General features: G+C 48.7%; 12 protein-coding genes. 5 read left to right on the top strand and 7 right to left on the bottom strand.

Annotated features, from left to right (window positions below; genetic code table 11):
- Window positions 1–66 precede the first annotated feature (66 nt).
- A complete protein-coding gene (locus tag EL633_RS13065) occupies window positions 67–501 on the top strand; it encodes a hypothetical protein (protein WP_126627601.1) in 435 nt (144 codons plus the stop codon).
- A 196-nt stretch (window positions 502–697) separates the two neighbouring features.
- Window positions 698–2,044, top strand: coding sequence for a zinc ribbon domain-containing protein (locus EL633_RS13060; RefSeq protein WP_126627600.1), 1,347 nt, complete (start codon window positions 698–700; stop codon window positions 2,042–2,044).
- Between the two features lie 84 nt (window positions 2,045–2,128).
- Here the strand turns inward: EL633_RS13060 and lepB (EL633_RS13055) are convergent, their stop codons facing one another.
- Window positions 2,129–2,947, bottom strand: coding sequence for a signal peptidase I (gene lepB / locus EL633_RS13055; protein ID WP_246039127.1), 819 nt, complete (start codon window positions 2,945–2,947; stop codon window positions 2,129–2,131).
- A gap of 128 nt (window positions 2,948–3,075) precedes the next feature.
- On the bottom strand, window positions 3,076–3,786 hold the full coding sequence (gene lepB / locus EL633_RS13050; RefSeq protein ID WP_246039126.1) for a signal peptidase I: 711 nt from the start codon (window positions 3,784–3,786) through the stop codon (window positions 3,076–3,078).
- A 550-nt stretch (window positions 3,787–4,336) separates the two neighbouring features.
- On the opposite strand from lepB (EL633_RS13050), the gene EL633_RS13045 reads away from it, so the two are divergent.
- On the top strand, window positions 4,337–5,104 hold the full coding sequence (locus EL633_RS13045; RefSeq protein ID WP_126627598.1) for a phytanoyl-CoA dioxygenase family protein: 768 nt from the start codon (window positions 4,337–4,339) through the stop codon (window positions 5,102–5,104).
- A 383-nt stretch (window positions 5,105–5,487) separates the two neighbouring features.
- Window positions 5,488–8,694, top strand: coding sequence for an excinuclease ABC subunit UvrA (gene uvrA / locus EL633_RS13040; protein WP_126627597.1), 3,207 nt, complete (start codon window positions 5,488–5,490; stop codon window positions 8,692–8,694).
- 100 nt (window positions 8,695–8,794) lie between these two features.
- Here the strand turns inward: uvrA and EL633_RS13035 are convergent, their stop codons facing one another.
- Together EL633_RS13035 and prmC are read right to left on the bottom strand one after the other, a co-directional pair.
- Window positions 8,795–10,156: a glycosyltransferase family 4 protein gene (locus tag EL633_RS13035; RefSeq protein ID WP_161982119.1), complete on the bottom strand. Its 1,362-nt coding sequence runs from the start codon at window positions 10,154–10,156 to the stop codon at window positions 8,795–8,797.
- A gap of 133 nt (window positions 10,157–10,289) precedes the next feature.
- Entirely contained in the window at window positions 10,290–11,162 is an 873-nt protein-coding gene (prmC, locus tag EL633_RS13030) for a peptide chain release factor N(5)-glutamine methyltransferase (RefSeq protein ID WP_126627595.1), read from the bottom strand.
- 337 nt (window positions 11,163–11,499) lie between these two features.
- Between prmC and EL633_RS13025 the strand changes: the two genes are divergently transcribed.
- A complete protein-coding gene (locus tag EL633_RS13025) occupies window positions 11,500–12,108 on the top strand; it encodes a sulfite oxidase-like oxidoreductase (protein WP_126627594.1) in 609 nt (202 codons plus the stop codon).
- 402 nt (window positions 12,109–12,510) lie between these two features.
- Here the strand turns inward: EL633_RS13025 and EL633_RS13020 are convergent, their stop codons facing one another.
- The 3 genes from EL633_RS13020 to yhbH form a co-directional block, all read right to left on the bottom strand.
- Window positions 12,511–13,179 carry an MOSC domain-containing protein gene (locus tag EL633_RS13020; protein WP_218027481.1) on the bottom strand — a complete coding sequence of 223 codons (669 nt, stop codon included), beginning with the start codon at window positions 13,177–13,179 and terminating at the stop codon, window positions 12,511–12,513.
- A gap of 160 nt (window positions 13,180–13,339) precedes the next feature.
- The gene (locus EL633_RS13015) at window positions 13,340–14,785 is read right to left on the bottom strand and encodes a SpoVR family protein (protein ID WP_126627593.1); all 1,446 of its coding nucleotides are present in this window, start codon (window positions 14,783–14,785) and stop codon (window positions 13,340–13,342) included.
- A 17-nt stretch (window positions 14,786–14,802) separates the two neighbouring features.
- Window positions 14,803–15,945, bottom strand: a complete 1,143-nt coding sequence (gene yhbH, locus EL633_RS13010) for a sporulation protein YhbH (protein WP_126627592.1) — start codon at window positions 15,943–15,945, stop codon at window positions 14,803–14,805.
- Window positions 15,946–15,986 lie beyond the last annotated feature (41 nt).

The raw sequence follows: 15,986 nt of genomic DNA, 5'->3' as shown, positions 1-15,986 counted from the left end.
CCGTATACCTTATAGAGAGACAAAAGACAGGCGTTAGACGAGCAAGATAGAAATGGAGTAAGTACCATGATTTTGCACGTAGGAGAGCGTGTCTTCTGGGGGGCCCCGGAGGTCATCTATCTGGAAGGTACGGTCGTCACACTACAACCATCTGAACAGAAGGCTGTCGTACACATTGAACGTGCGACACCATATTCTGCTCACTTGATCGATAGTAATATACCATTTGCAGCCAATGGGCTATCTCCCTTACAAGGCAATAGCCCTCCTGGTACTACCGATAAACGCAGTGCGGAACGAGTACCACCGCCACAATTGAGCGATGATGAGAAAGTCCGTCGGACCGCGGCAACTGCGATCCATCAGCTATATGGCTATGAACTGCCTGCTGAACAGGAAGAGACACTGATTAATCAGGTCAAACAAGAACTTGAGCGTGATCCTGCGAAGCGAGCTCAGATTATTACATCGATGGACGAAATTTTGAAACGTGAATGGTAAAGTAACCAGTGGGATGAATGCTCACCCGTTCATCCCACTCAGCCCTCCTACTGTTTTACTTTCATGACCTGAGAAGCCAGCAAAGGCTTTTCGCTCAAACTTTGGTCAGCTCTTACCTTACCTTCATAGACAATATCTGTAATTAGCCATATACTTATAGTAACAATAACACTCTCTATGGAGCGATTTTCGAGCTATGAAGTGTAAACAGTGCCATGCAATCCTGAACGATCAGGCGCGCTTTTGCCCACAGTGCGGCGCCCCGGTAGAGGTCCAGCAACAGAACCAGGCTGTTTCTGAAGAACAGTCTGGCCCAATACCGTCCGAATCAACAGAAGAACAATCATCGCCTGGAGAGTCCCCTCCCTCTGAGGATACTTCCTTACAACAGGAACAAACTGAAACCACGCAGGAGGTGGAAAAACCCGTTTCCGATGACCAGAGCGAGTCTGATCCAAAATCAGTTAGAAACGAGCCAGATGCAACAGTTCGCGTCACGCCAATTTCCAGGCGTGCAGCCCGAGCAGCGCGCAAAGCGCAGGCTGCTATCACCCCATCAGTACCAGCACGACCTCAACCACTGAAAACTATCAGCAAGTCTCTTTCGGACAGTTCTGATCAAGATATGTCCCAGGAGGCACCTGCTAACCAGGAGGCACTGGTCCTTCCCGAGCCAGCAGAACCAGATACCGTGATTGAACTGGAGGCTCTCCATCTTTATGCCAGTGTCCCTTCGGCTAAAGCGCCGGTACCATCTCTACAGATCGAGCAGCAATTTCCGTCTGAGCAACCTACCATGCCAGTGCCGATCCCAAAAGTCTCACATCCCGAGCTTTTCGCGCAGGATCGTAATCTTTCCCAGCAGGCCCAGAACGAGTTGTCACCATTAGAGCAGGCACGCCCGTTACTATATTATAAGTTAAACACAACAACGAAAGGGTCTCAAATGCTTCCAGCTGTTATCAATCCGGCACCCTCAAGAGAAGAGGGACCACGCCGCAAGCGTAGCCGAGGAGGCTGTGTACTGGGTTGCCTCACCGTTCTTATCTTATTACTAGTCGTACTTGGAGCCACCTGGATTTTCGCTGTCCGTCCTTATGCCCATAATATAGCGCAAACAGAATTAGATAAAGCCATGACCTCGGCGGTTGACCAGATGCCCAACGGGAATGGGTTGACGCAGCTCTTACCGCCAAATAGTACCCTACCCATCAATGAAAATACCATCAACAATCTGATCACACTCAATCTGGCCCCTTCAAATCCGGTTCAAAATCCTAAAACCAGCATCGATCCACAACGGATACGTCTGGACTTCCAGATATATGGTTATCCATCCGCGATCAGCATGGTACCCGCGTTGGATAAAAATGGACGGCTGGTGGCAAATAATGTCAATGTGGATGGAGTACTCGGTCTTATTATGTCGCCGGATGAACTCAAACCATTATTGGATAAGCATTTTTCGGATGCACAGAACAAGCTAGGCCGTAGCATCAAAGCGGTCAACTTAAAAGACAACGAACTTGATATTACCCTCTAAAGCAACTTTTTTAGCGCACATAGCCAGAGGAGCGGAGACGACATTGCGTTCGTCTCCGCTCCTCTGTTTGTAATCTCTCGTACATCAGCCACGTTTTGCCTGGATAGCGGTACGACGGTGTCTCCACCTGTTCCAACCGATAAACAGGCTGGGAAGTAAAAGCATCGATGCGGTACCCAGTGGGTCAGTGTTTTCGGAGGGTGTGGCGGTTAGCTGACTGCTTGAGGAGGCCGCCGCCGCACTGGCAGTTCCTAAGGGGGAGGATGCCGTCGCGGGCTGAACATGACGAATAGGACAGAGATTATTGCCGGTGATGGTCTGGGACTGGCTCACATTATTATAGACGGAAGAGACACCTGGCAGGAAACCAAAGTTATCCTGACCAAGTGGCCAATAGACCAGAGCGGCGCGCCCAATGACGTTTGGCTGAGGCACACAACCCCAGTCACGCGAATCAGAGCTGCCATTGCGATTATCACCTAACACAAAATATGCGCCTTGAGGAATAATCATGCGATTGATTGGCGCATAGGGATTTCCCTGGCGCTGCGGATCGACATAGGTTTCGGTAAGCTGCTGGTTATTGACAGTTACTTTGGTATCCTGAATGGTAACCACATCACCGGGTAAGCCAACAATACGCTTAATATAATCCTGGGTAGGATTTGGGGGTGCCACAAAGACAATTACATCCCCACGTGCAGGTGCGTGAAAAAAATACGACCATTTATCGACAATAACTAACTCTTGATTATGTAAACTGGGTTCCATGCTCATGCCATCAATATTAAAATTCTGAACGGCCAGACGGATGACCAAAAACATCAATACAGTTAATACCAGGGTCTCTATAATTTCACGAAAGAGACGATAGCGTTTTTCAAAATCAAATTCTAAATCCACCGCTTTTCCTCTGCGCTCTGTCCAAATGAACAACGATCCTTCTATCAGAATAACGCGCGGCATGCTCGTAAATAACCTGGAGAGAGATTGACGTTGTTCATAATGTGTTCATTTCATACCATTTTGTATCAACGTTTCTTTCGATACCTTGAGCATACCAGGAAAAGTCCTGGCATAGCGAAAAATATCACTTCATCCATCCCGAAAGTACTGTCCTTTAAAGGACTACTGCTAGAGACATTATTTATGTTTGCGGCTTTAACAGGAACATGCGCGAAGACACCAGAAACATCGGGGAGGAAACCGCTATTGCCATCATTGAGAGGCCAATAAACCAGGGCTGCACGCCCCACAATGTTTGTGCGTGGGACAAAACCCCAGAGTCGCGAGTCAGAGCTATTTTTGCGATCATCTCCCATCACAAAAAAAGAATCTTTGGGCACAACTTTATTGACGATTGGCAGATACGGATTGCCTTGATAAGAGGGAGAGACATAACTTTCTTGCAGGACTGTATTATTGACCTTGACTACCGTACCTTGAATCGTGATCACATCGCCGGGTACTCCGATAATGCGTTTGACATAATTTAGTTCAGGATCAGGGGGTGCGATAAAAACAATCACATCTCCACGTGCAGGATCATGTAGATGGTAGGAAACCTTATCCACCATAATGCGTTCCTTGTTATGCAGGCTGGGCTCCATGCTGGGACCATCCACGTCATAATTTTGGACGGCGAGATTAATAATGACAAACATCAAAATCGTGAGCACCAGTGTCTCAACAATCTCTCGCACAACGTGGCTTTGCTTTCCACTTTTCTTTTCTTCTTTCAAACCATTCACCTATGTTACCACAGCATATATAAAAACACTCAGTAGCTAAGCAACGCGGGAGTGCAGAACCTGCAATACCACAGGATATAACTACACCCATCTTCATTATAGCGATGCTTTAAACCCAGACTCCCAATCGTGGCGTGTTAGACGTGATGATGCCTATAACAGTATACGTCTTTCAGCTCCTTCTGTTACGAAAAATCTGCCTGTTAGCTGAACATTGAGCTTCACCATGCCCTCTCTTAAATTGTGCCGCATAGCTTGAATGGACGTCAACAATAAAGATGATCGGCACGCAAAGTAGTTGCGTTTAAAAACACCAACTCATTCATGCAGATACTGTACGAAATATACATTGTTAGCGGAATGGACTCCTGAAAACGCACATCTAACCGTTTCTGTGGTAGGCTTTTAGTAGATAGAATGATTCCCAACCTATTGTAATCTGATGCCCATGCATGGGCGCTTAAGCATTCATATTTTTAGCCCGCTACGATACACATTATGGATCACAGCATACTAAAAAACCTTACGAGGAGCAATCACATTGAATTTAACAACTGAGCAGAAACAAACTTTCTTTGATCAAGGTTTTGTGAAACTTCCCAATGCCGTTCCTGAGCAGCTGGTCCATAAAGCCTTACACGCTATCAATGCCTCGCTAGGTTCTGAAGGTATGGATCCCGCCCGTCTGGTCACTTTTCGCACACAATCCTATTGCCCTGAAGTACAAAGAACCGCCGCGATTACCGACCTGATGACCGCCTCACCACTATGGAGTCTGGCTGAGTCGGCAATTGGAGCTAATACTATCCAGCCGGTACAAAGTGGGCAGATCGCGCTCCGCTTCCCAACAGCAGGACTCGACAAAGTTGGTGGTCCGCACCTCGATGGTATGTATAGTCCTGATAACGGCGTCCAGAAGGGCAGGATTCAAAACTTTACGGCCCTGGTGGGCATCTTCCTGAGCGATATTCCCCAACCCTTCATGGGCAATTTTACCGTCTGGCCAGGAACACACCATCTCTATGAGCAATACTTCCGCGAGCATACGCCTCAGAGCCTGCTGCAGGGACTACCAGCGATTCAATTACCAGAACCTCAGCAGATTACAGGTAAGGCCGGCGACGCCGTCCTGGTTCACTACCAGTTGGCCCACGCCATCGCCGCCAACACCTCGCCTTTTATTCGCTATGGCATCTTCTTCCGTCTTTCTCACATCAACCATGATGAAATTCACTGGGAATGCATGACAGACATCTGGCGCGAATGGGCGGGTATGCGCGACATTACCAGCGCAGCCAGGCGCGCATAAACCCAGGCAGTACCATTTAAACGGAATAGAATAGCCACCTCCAATGTTTTATATAACGGAGGATATGTGGAGGAAGTCCGTGCGTGCAAAGCTGTATCGCAATAGATAAAAAGTAGAAGAACACAACAAAACACGCTTATCCATCCACTTCACACAACCATATATATCCTATCTATGACCTGTCCTATGACCACTTGACGTCAAGAGAACAAGTATAGTAGTGTATATGGAACGTTTGTTTGTATTAGCAATCATTGCCTGACAATACTCTACACGCAGAAAATCATAAAACCAGACCGTAGGAGCAGCTATTGCCCACTACGGCATAACTTGTGTCTTTGTAAGCTATAAAATAATCAGTTAGTAACGGGTGGATTGAGTGTATGCCCCAAGATAAGATCGTGATCCGTGGTGCCCGAGAGCACAACTTAAAAAATGTCGATGTGACCATTCCCCGCGATCAACTCGTGGTGATCACTGGTCTCTCTGGCTCCGGCAAGAGTAGCCTGGCATTTGATACCATTTTTGCCGAGGGACAACGCCGTTATGTCGAGTCTCTTTCGGCTTATGCACGCCAATTCCTGGACAAAATGGATAAACCCGATGTAGAGCACATCGATGGACTTTCCCCGGCTATCTCCATTGATCAGAAGGGTGCGTCCCATAATCCTCGTTCGACCGTAGGCACGGTCACCGAGATTTATGACTATCTACGCCTGCTGTATGCCCGTATCGGTCATCAGCATTGTCCAAAGTGTGGGCGAGAAGTAAGCCAGCAGACACTGCAACAGATCGTGGATGCAGTCTTAAGCCTACCCGAAAACTCGCGTATCCTGTTGCTTGCTCCGCTGGTCCAGGGACGTAAGGGCGAGTATAAAAGTATCTTTGAGGAGATGCGTCGCTCGGGTTATGTACGTGTGCGCGTGGATGGGAAGATTCTGGATCTGAGTGATGAGATCGATCTAGATAAACAAAAGAAACATACCATCGAGGTAGTGGTTGATCGTCTGGTATTACGCAAAAATAAGCAGCAGGCCGAAGCGAATACAGAAGATGGTACTACGCCTCTGAAGCAGGTCGCGGAACCGGCCGCCCTCTATGAAGTCAATGCCGCCAAAGAATCCCACGCGGACGAAGATGGTATTGCTGAACCAGATATCCCCGCTATTCTCCATCAGGAGATTGATCCCGCCTTTCGTCAGCGCCTCTCAGACTCATTGGAGACGACACTTAAATTAGGGAGTGGAGTCGTACTGGTCTCGGTGGTAGATGGAGAGGAGATTCTATTCTCGGAGAAGGCTTCCTGTGCGTATTGTGGTATCAGCCTGCCAGAGATTGCTCCTCGTACCTTCAGCTTTAATAGTCCACACGGCGCCTGCCCAACCTGTACTGGACTGGGAACGCAGTTAGAGGTCGATACCGAACTGATTGTGACAAATCCTAATCTGAGCATCTTGCAAGGAGCGATTGCACCCTGGAGTAAGGTCGTTAATGGTAGCCAGTGGCATGCCGCGACATTAGAAGCTATGGCGCAACGCTATCAGTTTGATCCTAATACTCCCTGGAAAGATCTGAGCGAAGATATCCAACAAAAGCTCCTCTATGGTGTTGAGGAGCCGCTTAGCATTCGCTACACGCCACAACACGGTCATACACGCACCTATAATACCAACTTTGAGGGGGTCATCCCTAATCTGGATCGGCGCTATAAGCAGACCGAGAGCGAGGGTGTGCGTGAGGATATCGAGAGCTATATGTCGTCCCGTATCTGTCCTGATTGTCATGGGGCACGCCTTAAACCTGAGGCACTGGCAGTTACGGTTGGCGGTCGCAACATTGTCCAGGTAACACGTCTGGCGATCTCGCGTACGCAGGCTTTCTTCCATGAACTGGAAAATGGCAAGGCCGAGGTTATTCCACCAGTAACCCATATCACCACCAGTGGCAATGGTAAAAGTAATGGCAAAGCCAATGGGAAGGCCAAAAAAGCCACCGGCAATGGTTCCCTGCTGGGTGATCCATTGACCCCAATTCCAATGCAAGGTCCATTACTCCTGACCACGCTGAGTGAGCGCGACCGCTTTATCGCACGCCAGATCTTAAAAGAGATCCGTGCCCGTATCCAGTTCTTGCTGGATGTTGGTCTGGATTATCTGACCCTGGATCGTGCTGCTACCAGTCTTTCTGGTGGTGAGGCGCAACGTATTCGGCTCGCGACCCAGATCGGTTCCGGTCTCATGGGTGTGCTCTATATCCTGGACGAGCCCAGTATTGGACTGCATCAGCGCGACAATGATCGCCTGATCCGTACACTGGAACGTCTACGTAACCTGGGCAATACCCTGCTGGTGGTTGAGCATGATGAGGATACCATGCGGGCCGCCGACTATATCATTGATGTTGGTCCTGGCGCAGGTGAACACGGTGGACATATCGTGGCCACCGGTACCTACGATGAGATCGTGGCTAACGAGAACTCGATTACAGGCGACTATCTCTCACATCGTCGGAGGATTGAGGTGCCGCAGCAGCGTCGGGAAGGCAATGGTAACTTCCTGACCATCAAAGGTGCCAGCGAAAACAATCTGAAAAACGTGAACGTCGATATTCCACTCGGCAAGTTTGTGGCCATCACAGGCGTATCAGGCTCAGGTAAGAGTACCTTGATCACCGATATCCTGTATCGCAAACTCTCACAGTTCTTCTTCCGCGCCCATGATAAGCCAGGCAAACATGACGCTATCGAAGGACTCGAACATCTGGACAAGGTGATCGATATCGATCAGTCGCCGATTGGCCGCACGCCACGCTCCAATCCAGCGACCTACACCAATGCTTTTACCAGCGTTCGTGAGCTATTCGCCCAGGTTCCTGAATCCAGGATGCGTGGTTATCAGGCAGGACGCTTCTCCTTCAATGTGAAAGGTGGACGCTGTGAGGCCTGTCGTGGTGAGGGTATCGTCAAGATCGAGATGAACTTCTTACCAGATGTCTATGTGCCATGTGAGGTCTGTCAGGGCAAACGTTATAATCGTGAAGCTCTGGAGATCCACTACAAAGGCAAAACCATCGCCGATGTACTGGATATGACGGTTGAAGAGGCATTGGACTTCTTCTCAAATGTACCATCGATCCAGAACAAAATGAAGACACTTTATGATGTTGGTCTGGGCTATATGCGTCTGGGACAGCCGGCAACAACGCTATCGGGTGGTGAAGCCCAGCGTGTAAAACTGGCGACAGAGCTATCGCGCCGCGCCACTGGCCGTACAATGTATATCCTGGATGAGCCAACTACCGGACTGCACTTTGCCGATGTGGATCGACTACTGGATGTACTCCAGCGGCTGGTTGATGCAGGCAATAGTATCGTAGTCATTGAGCATAACCTGGATGTCATTAAGAGTGCTGACTGGCTTATTGATTTAGGGCCCGAAGGCGGTGACGGTGGTGGCACGATCGTGGCTGAAGGGACACCAGAAAAGGTTGCTGAGAATAAGAAGTCTTACACCGGACATTTCTTGAAACGTACACTGCAAGAAGAGGTGGAAAATAAGTCGAAGCGGGTTCTGAGCGCTGTTCCCAATTAGGGATCCAGATGAACTAAAGGCTCGCGCTTCCATACATAAAATACCCGTGACTGACAGCTACAGCCGTCAGTCACGGGTATTTTATGTGCGCGGGGTGGTTTTATGAGTTGTGGGGACGCTGGCCGCTGCTATTGACGACCTCACCATCCTGTTCGGTCACTGCTTTGTGATCGGAGACTGGCTCAAAGGTTTCAGGGACGGTGATAGGCACCTCAGGAACTGCCGGGGTATTCGAAGCATTCCTGGTACCCGGATCTGATTTGTCCAGTTTGATTGGCAGCCCTCGCTGACGCTGACGCGAGTCAATCCAGATAATCAGGCCAGCCATGGTTGCCATGACCAGGGCGATACCAATCAGTTTAAAGAAATGTCCAAAGGAGAGCGCCAGTATGCCAAAGAGGATCGTCAGCCCATAAAAAATATAACATATCTGCCTGACACTCAGTCCAGTCGCCTGGAGCCGATAGTGGAGATGGGTGCGATCATAATGTAAAGGATGCTGTCCTCTGCGAATACGGTTGATCAGGACGATGGCAACGTCCAGAATGGGCACGCCCAGCACCATCAGGGCCAGCGCAATTTTTGCTCCTCCCATAATCGAAAGCACCGCCAGGGCCAGGCCCAGAAATTGCGAGCCGCTATCGCCCATAAACATTTTAGCAGGATTCCAGTTATGCGGCAGGAATCCCAGCACGGCACCAGCAAAAATAGCCGACAGGACTGCGATGGTGTATTGCTGCAGGATCCAACTGGTAATTGTGATAAAGATAGCCGTAATCGCCACCACACCACCCGCCAGACCATCCAGGCCATCAATGAGATTGACCGTGTTCATCATGCCAACCATCCAGAACCAGGTAAAGAGCACCGCTGGAATGGCCAGCAGACGAATATCGGTGTTCTCGATGAAGATGTTGACGGTCCCACCATGATAAAAAGGGACAATGCCAGAGGAAAAGGACTGAAAAGGATTACTGAAACCAAATAGGAGCACACCGTTAAACTTGCCGTTCAAGAAAGGTCCCATCAGGATGATCACTGCGATCGTCTGGGCCAGTAACTTTGGCAGAGGTTTAAGTGGCCTAACATCATCATAGGCATGCACGGCGACAATCAAGGTCGCGGCTGCCAGAAATAACCAGTAGATGATCATCTCTTTGGGTTGTAAGTCTGGATTATGGATATAAAAAAGCAGGGATGCGATGACAAAGCCCAGATAGATGGCGACGCCACCCAGGCGCGGCACACGGTCTGGCTTACGACCGGGCTCGACCCGTCGCGTCAAATTAAACCTGCGGCTAAGTTTCGCGACGACGAAGATCAACAGATACGATACTACGAATGCGCTAAATGCGCCAGCCAGCAGTAAGAAAAGACTTGTATCAGGGTGATCAGCGTTTGACATTAATCTGGATAATACAGAGAATAGTGGCTGGCTATATGTGATATGCGCCAGAACCATGGACATGCCCCCCAAAACGGTGGTAATAACAGATGAGCAGCAGATATCTTAGCTGTACATCTATTCGATTGATTATAAGGCTCTACAAAAGAAAACGCTAGCAGCTTTCCTTTTCAGTGTACTGACTTCGCTTCTATGATGGCAGAGAAACCCGCAGCAGGCGGTCCCAACCAGCATAGTCTTTCTGACAATCCACAGTCACCTGTGGCCAGAGTTGATGAAGCATCTTTGTCAATGCTGCACATTGTTGGTATCCAATCTCCAACAATATGATGCCTCCACTTTTTAGCGTACCAGATGTAGCGGCCTCTTTGCATAATCGATATAAGAGATCTAGCCCATGTGGGCCACTAAACAAAGCTAGATGTGGCTCGTAATCCAGCACATCACTCCTCATCTCATCTATTTCATTTTGTCCGACATATGGCAAATTAGCCAACAAAACATCCACAGGCTCTGGAATAGGTGCCAGCAAGTCTCCTTCTAATAAACGTATGCGCCCTGTCACATGATGCCGTTTACAATTCTCACGGGCAACGGCAAGCGCATCAGCAGAGATATCACAGGCGTAAAGATATGGCAGGCGTGGCTCTTCAAGCGCAATGGAAATAGGAATAGCACCACTACCCGTACCAACATCAGCCACCACGGGCCGCTGTCCTTGCACAATGCGCTGGCGAATCTCGCTCAGGGCCTCCTCTACCAGCAACTCGGTCTCAGGACGAGGAATAAGGACACGCTGGTCCACGCTAAAATCCAGCCCATAAAATTCTTTATGTCCGACAATATAGGCCACCGGTTCATGCTCACAGCGCCGTTGAATGAAAGACCAATAGTTTTGTTCTTGCTCAGAAGTTAACGTTTGCTCTGGATATGCCAGCAAGCGCGAGCGATCCATACCTACTACGCTACCCAGCAACACCTGTGCATCCAGACGGGACCCCTGGAGATCGGCCTGAGCCAGCAAGCGCGCCCCCTGTCCCCATGCCTCCTGATATGTTGTCATCTCTTTTTTTTCCTTGCCTGCAAGAGCTAGCGACCCATAAATAAAAGCGCTCCAAGGCACAAAAATAATGGGCCATTGATAAACTACCCATTGCCAGATATGCACTGATTATATCATCACGATGGCGATACGCTGCATTTACAAGAGGGCAACCCATAATAGCATCTGAATAGTGCGCTGAACATAAAAAATCGCCTGATAAATTGGTATAATTGGAGCTTTCCCCACGTAATTACTTTTGAGGGATAGAATAATCCATGATTATCCGCTGGACAAGTCGATTAGTGTGGTACTAATCAAGGTGTAGTTGACACTGATCATGCAAGGAGTTTTTGGTATGAGTTTATTCGGTAAAAAACCTGCGGCTGAAGTAGAGAAGCGACCAGATGGTCTGGATCGTTTGCCTCCTGGACAGTATTTGACGAAAAAGTGGCCTATCTTGAGCTATGAACGTACTCCCAGTGGGCTGCCATCAGACTGGAAGTTGAAGATTAGCGGCCTGGTAGAGCAGCCTTTTGAACTAACCTGGGAGGAGTTTCTAGCCCTGCCACATACAACCTTCACTTCAGATTTTCATTGTGTCACGAGTTGGAGTCGCTATGATAATACCTGGGAAGGGATCCATATCCGTGAGATTCTGCAACGGGCGAAACCTTTACCCAATGCGCACTTTGTCATGGCCCACTCGTGGACCGGCTATACAACAAATATGCCGCTGAAAGATCTGGATGATGACGATGTAATGATTGTGTTGAAACACGATGGACAACCACTAGAGGCCGATCATGGTGGGCCGGTCCGTTTACTGGTGCCCAAATTGTACGCGTATAAAAGCGCAAAATGGTTGGATGGTCTGGAATTTCTGGAGAAAGATCGTCCCGGCTTCTGGGAACAGCGTGGCTATCATAACCATGCCGATCCATGGAAGGAAGAACGCTTCTGGTAATACCAGAAGCGAAATGACATATATAATATGGGAAGCTAACCGTTTTTGTGCGGACGTGCGCTGACACGTCCGACCTTTTTTCTTATGTGGTGCGCCAGAGCTCTTTTCCTATCGTTGACGCAACCAAGCTCTTTTCTTATGTGGTGCGCCAGAGCTCTTTTCCTACCGCTGACGCGACCAAGCTCTTTTCTTATGTGGTGCGCCAGAGCTCTTTTCCTACCGCTGACACGACCAAGCTCTTTTCTTATGTGGTGCGCCAGAGCTCTTTTCCTATCGTTGACGCAACCGAGCTCTTTTCTTATGTGGTGCAAAAAGTGCGCACTGCGCACTTTTTGCACCACATAAAATTCCTTGCGCGCCAAAGGCGCGCAAAACCAGGCATAAAGATCACGCAGATCATCTCTAACGATGTGAGCGTTGGAGGTGCTGTATTTTCTTCTGAAATAACTCACGGAGATGTTTTCCCATACCATCCAATGTAATGGCGCGTTGGAGCGTCTCAAGCTCGCCGGGCTCGCGTACAAGAGTGATGATCTCACGTACCGTCAGGCTTTCTTCATCGCGATACAGCAGTTGTAAACGATCGCCAGCCGCAACCTCTCCTTCCTGTACCACCGCGAAATAAAATCCGGTGCGCCCACTAGCCAGAAACATTTTGATCATGTCGGGGCGCCCAAGTTTGTTGGCCAGTTTGAAACAAGGAATGCGTGGACGCGTAACGCGCAATTCGGCACTCCCCACGCGGAAACGATCGCCAATCTTGATCTGGTCATCAGAGGTGCCCTCTAGCGTGAAGTTCTCACCAAACGCGCCCCAGTCTAGCTCTCGACCCAGGATTGAACGCCAGTAGGCATAATCGGTAACGCTATAGGCATAGATGGCCTGTTCAATACCACCATGAACACTTAAATCGCCCTGGGCATCACCGGCTAGATTCTCACGCCCAACGGCCACCTGTCCTGTTACAGGCTCTTTAAAAATACCAGTCGGCTCTACTCTACCACGCCAATTTACCTCACGAGGTTGAGCTACATTAACAGAGACAATACGCATATTTTCAGTGGCTTGCATAGCTTATATATTCTCCCGCTATTTTTTATATATTGTCTTATAAGAGTTTGCGCGCCGAAGCCGCGCAGAAAGAATCTTGTGTGGTGCCAAAAGTGCGCTGAGCGCACTTTTGGCACCACACAAGAAATTAGCTCTACTTCTATAGCATGTCCATAATGCCCTATTTTTCTAACGTGCTTTTGCTGTTACGCTCGCCATCATAGGTGAGCAGGATGCGCTTCCCTTCGTAGACCGTCTCCAGATGGACTGGACGTCCCCAGAGCACATACACATGCTGGAGAGTCTTCTCAGCATAGTTAAGATCCAGTTCCTGGCCCTCAAAAAGATGGGTGAGGTAAAGTTCGCGATTGCCACGATAATCGCCATTATCCACCACCAGATAGGGGTGGCCAAAATTGGTTAGATTACCCACGATAGTATCGCGTACTTTCTGCCAATTTTTTTCGGCGATAACCCAATCATCGCCCTCTTTCTTGTATAGGTAAAGATCTAGATCTTTGATCAGGTCCTCCGTCAGATAGTTTCTGAGGAAGGAGATATCATTATCCAGTTCTCGCACCTCAAAGATTTTCTGTCGTCCCTGACCCGGTTTACGACCCAGCCGATCCTGCTCTTCACGAGTGGGATTATCCCAGCGACGCTCAATATCCTCCAGGATCTTAAAGCCGATATAATACGGATTAAGCGAGGTGCGCGATGGGGTCAAGACACTGGAGTGCAGTTGCGCGAACTCGACCGTTTCTGAGTCCGAGATGACGGCTCGATCTCCCAGTTGGCGCATAATACGTGAATGCCAGATCGAGGCCCAACCTTCATTCATGATCTTGGTCTGCATCTGGGGAATAAAGTAAAGCATCTCGATACGTACAATTTCGATGATGTCGCGCTGCCATGGCTCCAGATTTGGCGCATGGCGCAGCAGGAAGAGCAGTAAGTCTTTTTCCGGCTTCTCTGGAAACTTGGGAGTCTTGCCTGGACGAAGATCACGCTCCTCCTCGGCCTTGCGTGCCTTCTCATCCATACCCCAGAGATCATCAAAATCACTACTGAGTGGTTTAGCTACTTCATCCTTTTTAGAAGGATCGCCAGTGTTGAGTAAGAGATTATAATCGATATGCTCTTGAATTGAGAGTACAGCATCCAGGAAGCGCTCAACTTCATCTTTGCCATGGTCAAATTCATATTTAGCAATGCGCTCAGCGTGTACACTGGCCTTATCAATCATACGCCGCGACGTATGTTGAAAGTACGCATTGTTCTTAAAGAAATCTGTATGGCCAAAAACGTGGGCCGCGACAAAGGTATTTTGCAGCAGGTCATTCATATCCATCAGGAAAGCATAGCTAGGATTGGTGTTGACCACCATCTCATAGATTTTGCTCAGTCCAAGATCATACTGCATTTTTTGTCGATGGAACGCCTTACCATGGGTCCAATGGCTAAAACGTCCTGGAAGGCTGTAGGAGGCGAATTCATACATGATGGAGGCCGGCACCAACTCAAAGTGGGTTGGAAAAGGATCGAGGCCGAATTTTCGCGCCTCTTCCCAGGCCGCATCTATTCCATCGCGCAAGCGTTCAATGTCGCTATGGGCAACATCATTCATGCAAGCAACTCCTGACTCTACCTGCCTGCCACAGGATCACGTTGGGCAAAGAACTTGCGCAACGCGGGATAGACCTCTTTTTTATCCGATATGGTGACTGGAATAAACTTCTTGTCATTGATTTTGTTGTACGCCGACATCAAAGTGCTGGGCGAACGATAATGCCCCTCACGAATTTCACCGTACCCAAAGATGTTACACTGCTCCATCAGCTTATTAACCAGTTGCACACAACGATCATTATCCCAGGGCAGATTATCTCCATCCGAAAAATGGAAAGGATAGATGTTCCAATCATTAGGATTGTAACGCTCTTTAATGATCTGTAGGGCTAACTCATAGGCCGAGGAGACCTGTGTGCCGCCACTCTCCCCCTTATGAAAGAACTCTTCTTCCGTTACCTCTTTGGCCTCAGTGTGGTGACTGATAAACACAATTTGCACGTTATTGTACTTTGTGCGCAAAAATCTCACCATCCAAAAGTAGAAGCTTCTTGCAATATATTTCTCGAATTCACCCATTGAGCCCGAAACATCCATCATTGCCAGTACTACAGCGTTGGATTGATATTTGATGGTGGGTTCCCAGGTCTTGAAGCGCAGGTCGTCGGACTTGATGTCTTTGAAGGCAGCATCACCCTTGGCGGCGTTACGCTTGATGTTCTCCATAATGGTGCGCTTTTTATCCAGGTTGGCCATGGCACCCTTTTTACGCACATCGGTAAAGCGCACGGCCTCAGTCTGCATCTCTTGTTGCCGCTTCTGCTCTAGATTTGGCAAACCAAGATCTTCAAAGATTAACGCGGCCAGTTCTTCCATTGAGATCTCAGCTTCATAGTAATCATAGCCCGCATCCTTACCAGCATCACCCTTCTTGCCCTTACCCTGCTTCGGCTCCTGAGCTACTACATCGCCGACCTTACTTTTACCGTTGCCCTGACCAGCATGCTGCTGGCGACCAAAATCATAGCGGAAATTATATTCTTCAAGAGAGCGAATCGGTACCCGGACAGTCTTCTTACCATCTGAAAGAATAATGCTCTCTTCGCTGACAATCTCACCAAGATTCTTTTTTACCGCTTCACGAATTTTCTCTTTGTGGCGTTCCTGGTCGATCTGACCTTTACGGTGCAATGACCAATCATGTTGGGAGACAGACATGGATGATTTCCTCCTTGCTACTCTGAGACAACTCGGGGATG

Origin of the sequence: Dictyobacter alpinus (assembly GCF_003967575.1) — a bacterium.
In the GTDB taxonomy this organism is placed as follows: Bacteria; Chloroflexota; Ktedonobacteria; order Ktedonobacterales; family Ktedonobacteraceae; genus Dictyobacter; species Dictyobacter alpinus.
This window is presented reverse-complemented; position numbering and strand designations above follow the sequence as displayed.

What these genes read in the sequence shown, in the direction of transcription:
- EL633_RS13065 (WP_126627601.1), top strand. Translation starts at nt 67, where the DNA reads ATGATTTTGCACGTAGGAGAGCGTGTCTTCTGGGGGGCCCCGGAGGTC.
- EL633_RS13060 (WP_126627600.1), top strand. Translation starts at nt 698, where the DNA reads ATGAAGTGTAAACAGTGCCATGCAATCCTGAACGATCAGGCGCGCTTT.
- uvrA (WP_126627597.1), top strand. Translation starts at nt 5,488, where the DNA reads ATGCCCCAAGATAAGATCGTGATCCGTGGTGCCCGAGAGCACAACTTA.
- EL633_RS13035 (WP_161982119.1), bottom strand. Translation starts at nt 10,156, where the DNA reads ATGGTTCTGGCGCATATCACATATAGCCAGCCACTATTCTCTGTATTA.
- prmC (WP_126627595.1), bottom strand. Translation starts at nt 11,162, where the DNA reads ATGACAACATATCAGGAGGCATGGGGACAGGGGGCGCGCTTGCTGGCT.
- EL633_RS13025 (WP_126627594.1), top strand. Translation starts at nt 11,500, where the DNA reads ATGAGTTTATTCGGTAAAAAACCTGCGGCTGAAGTAGAGAAGCGACCA.
- EL633_RS13020 (WP_218027481.1), bottom strand. Translation starts at nt 13,179, where the DNA reads ATGCAAGCCACTGAAAATATGCGTATTGTCTCTGTTAATGTAGCTCAA.
- EL633_RS13015 (WP_126627593.1), bottom strand. Translation starts at nt 14,785, where the DNA reads ATGAATGATGTTGCCCATAGCGACATTGAACGCTTGCGCGATGGAATA.
- yhbH (WP_126627592.1), bottom strand. Translation starts at nt 15,945, where the DNA reads ATGTCTGTCTCCCAACATGATTGGTCATTGCACCGTAAAGGTCAGATC.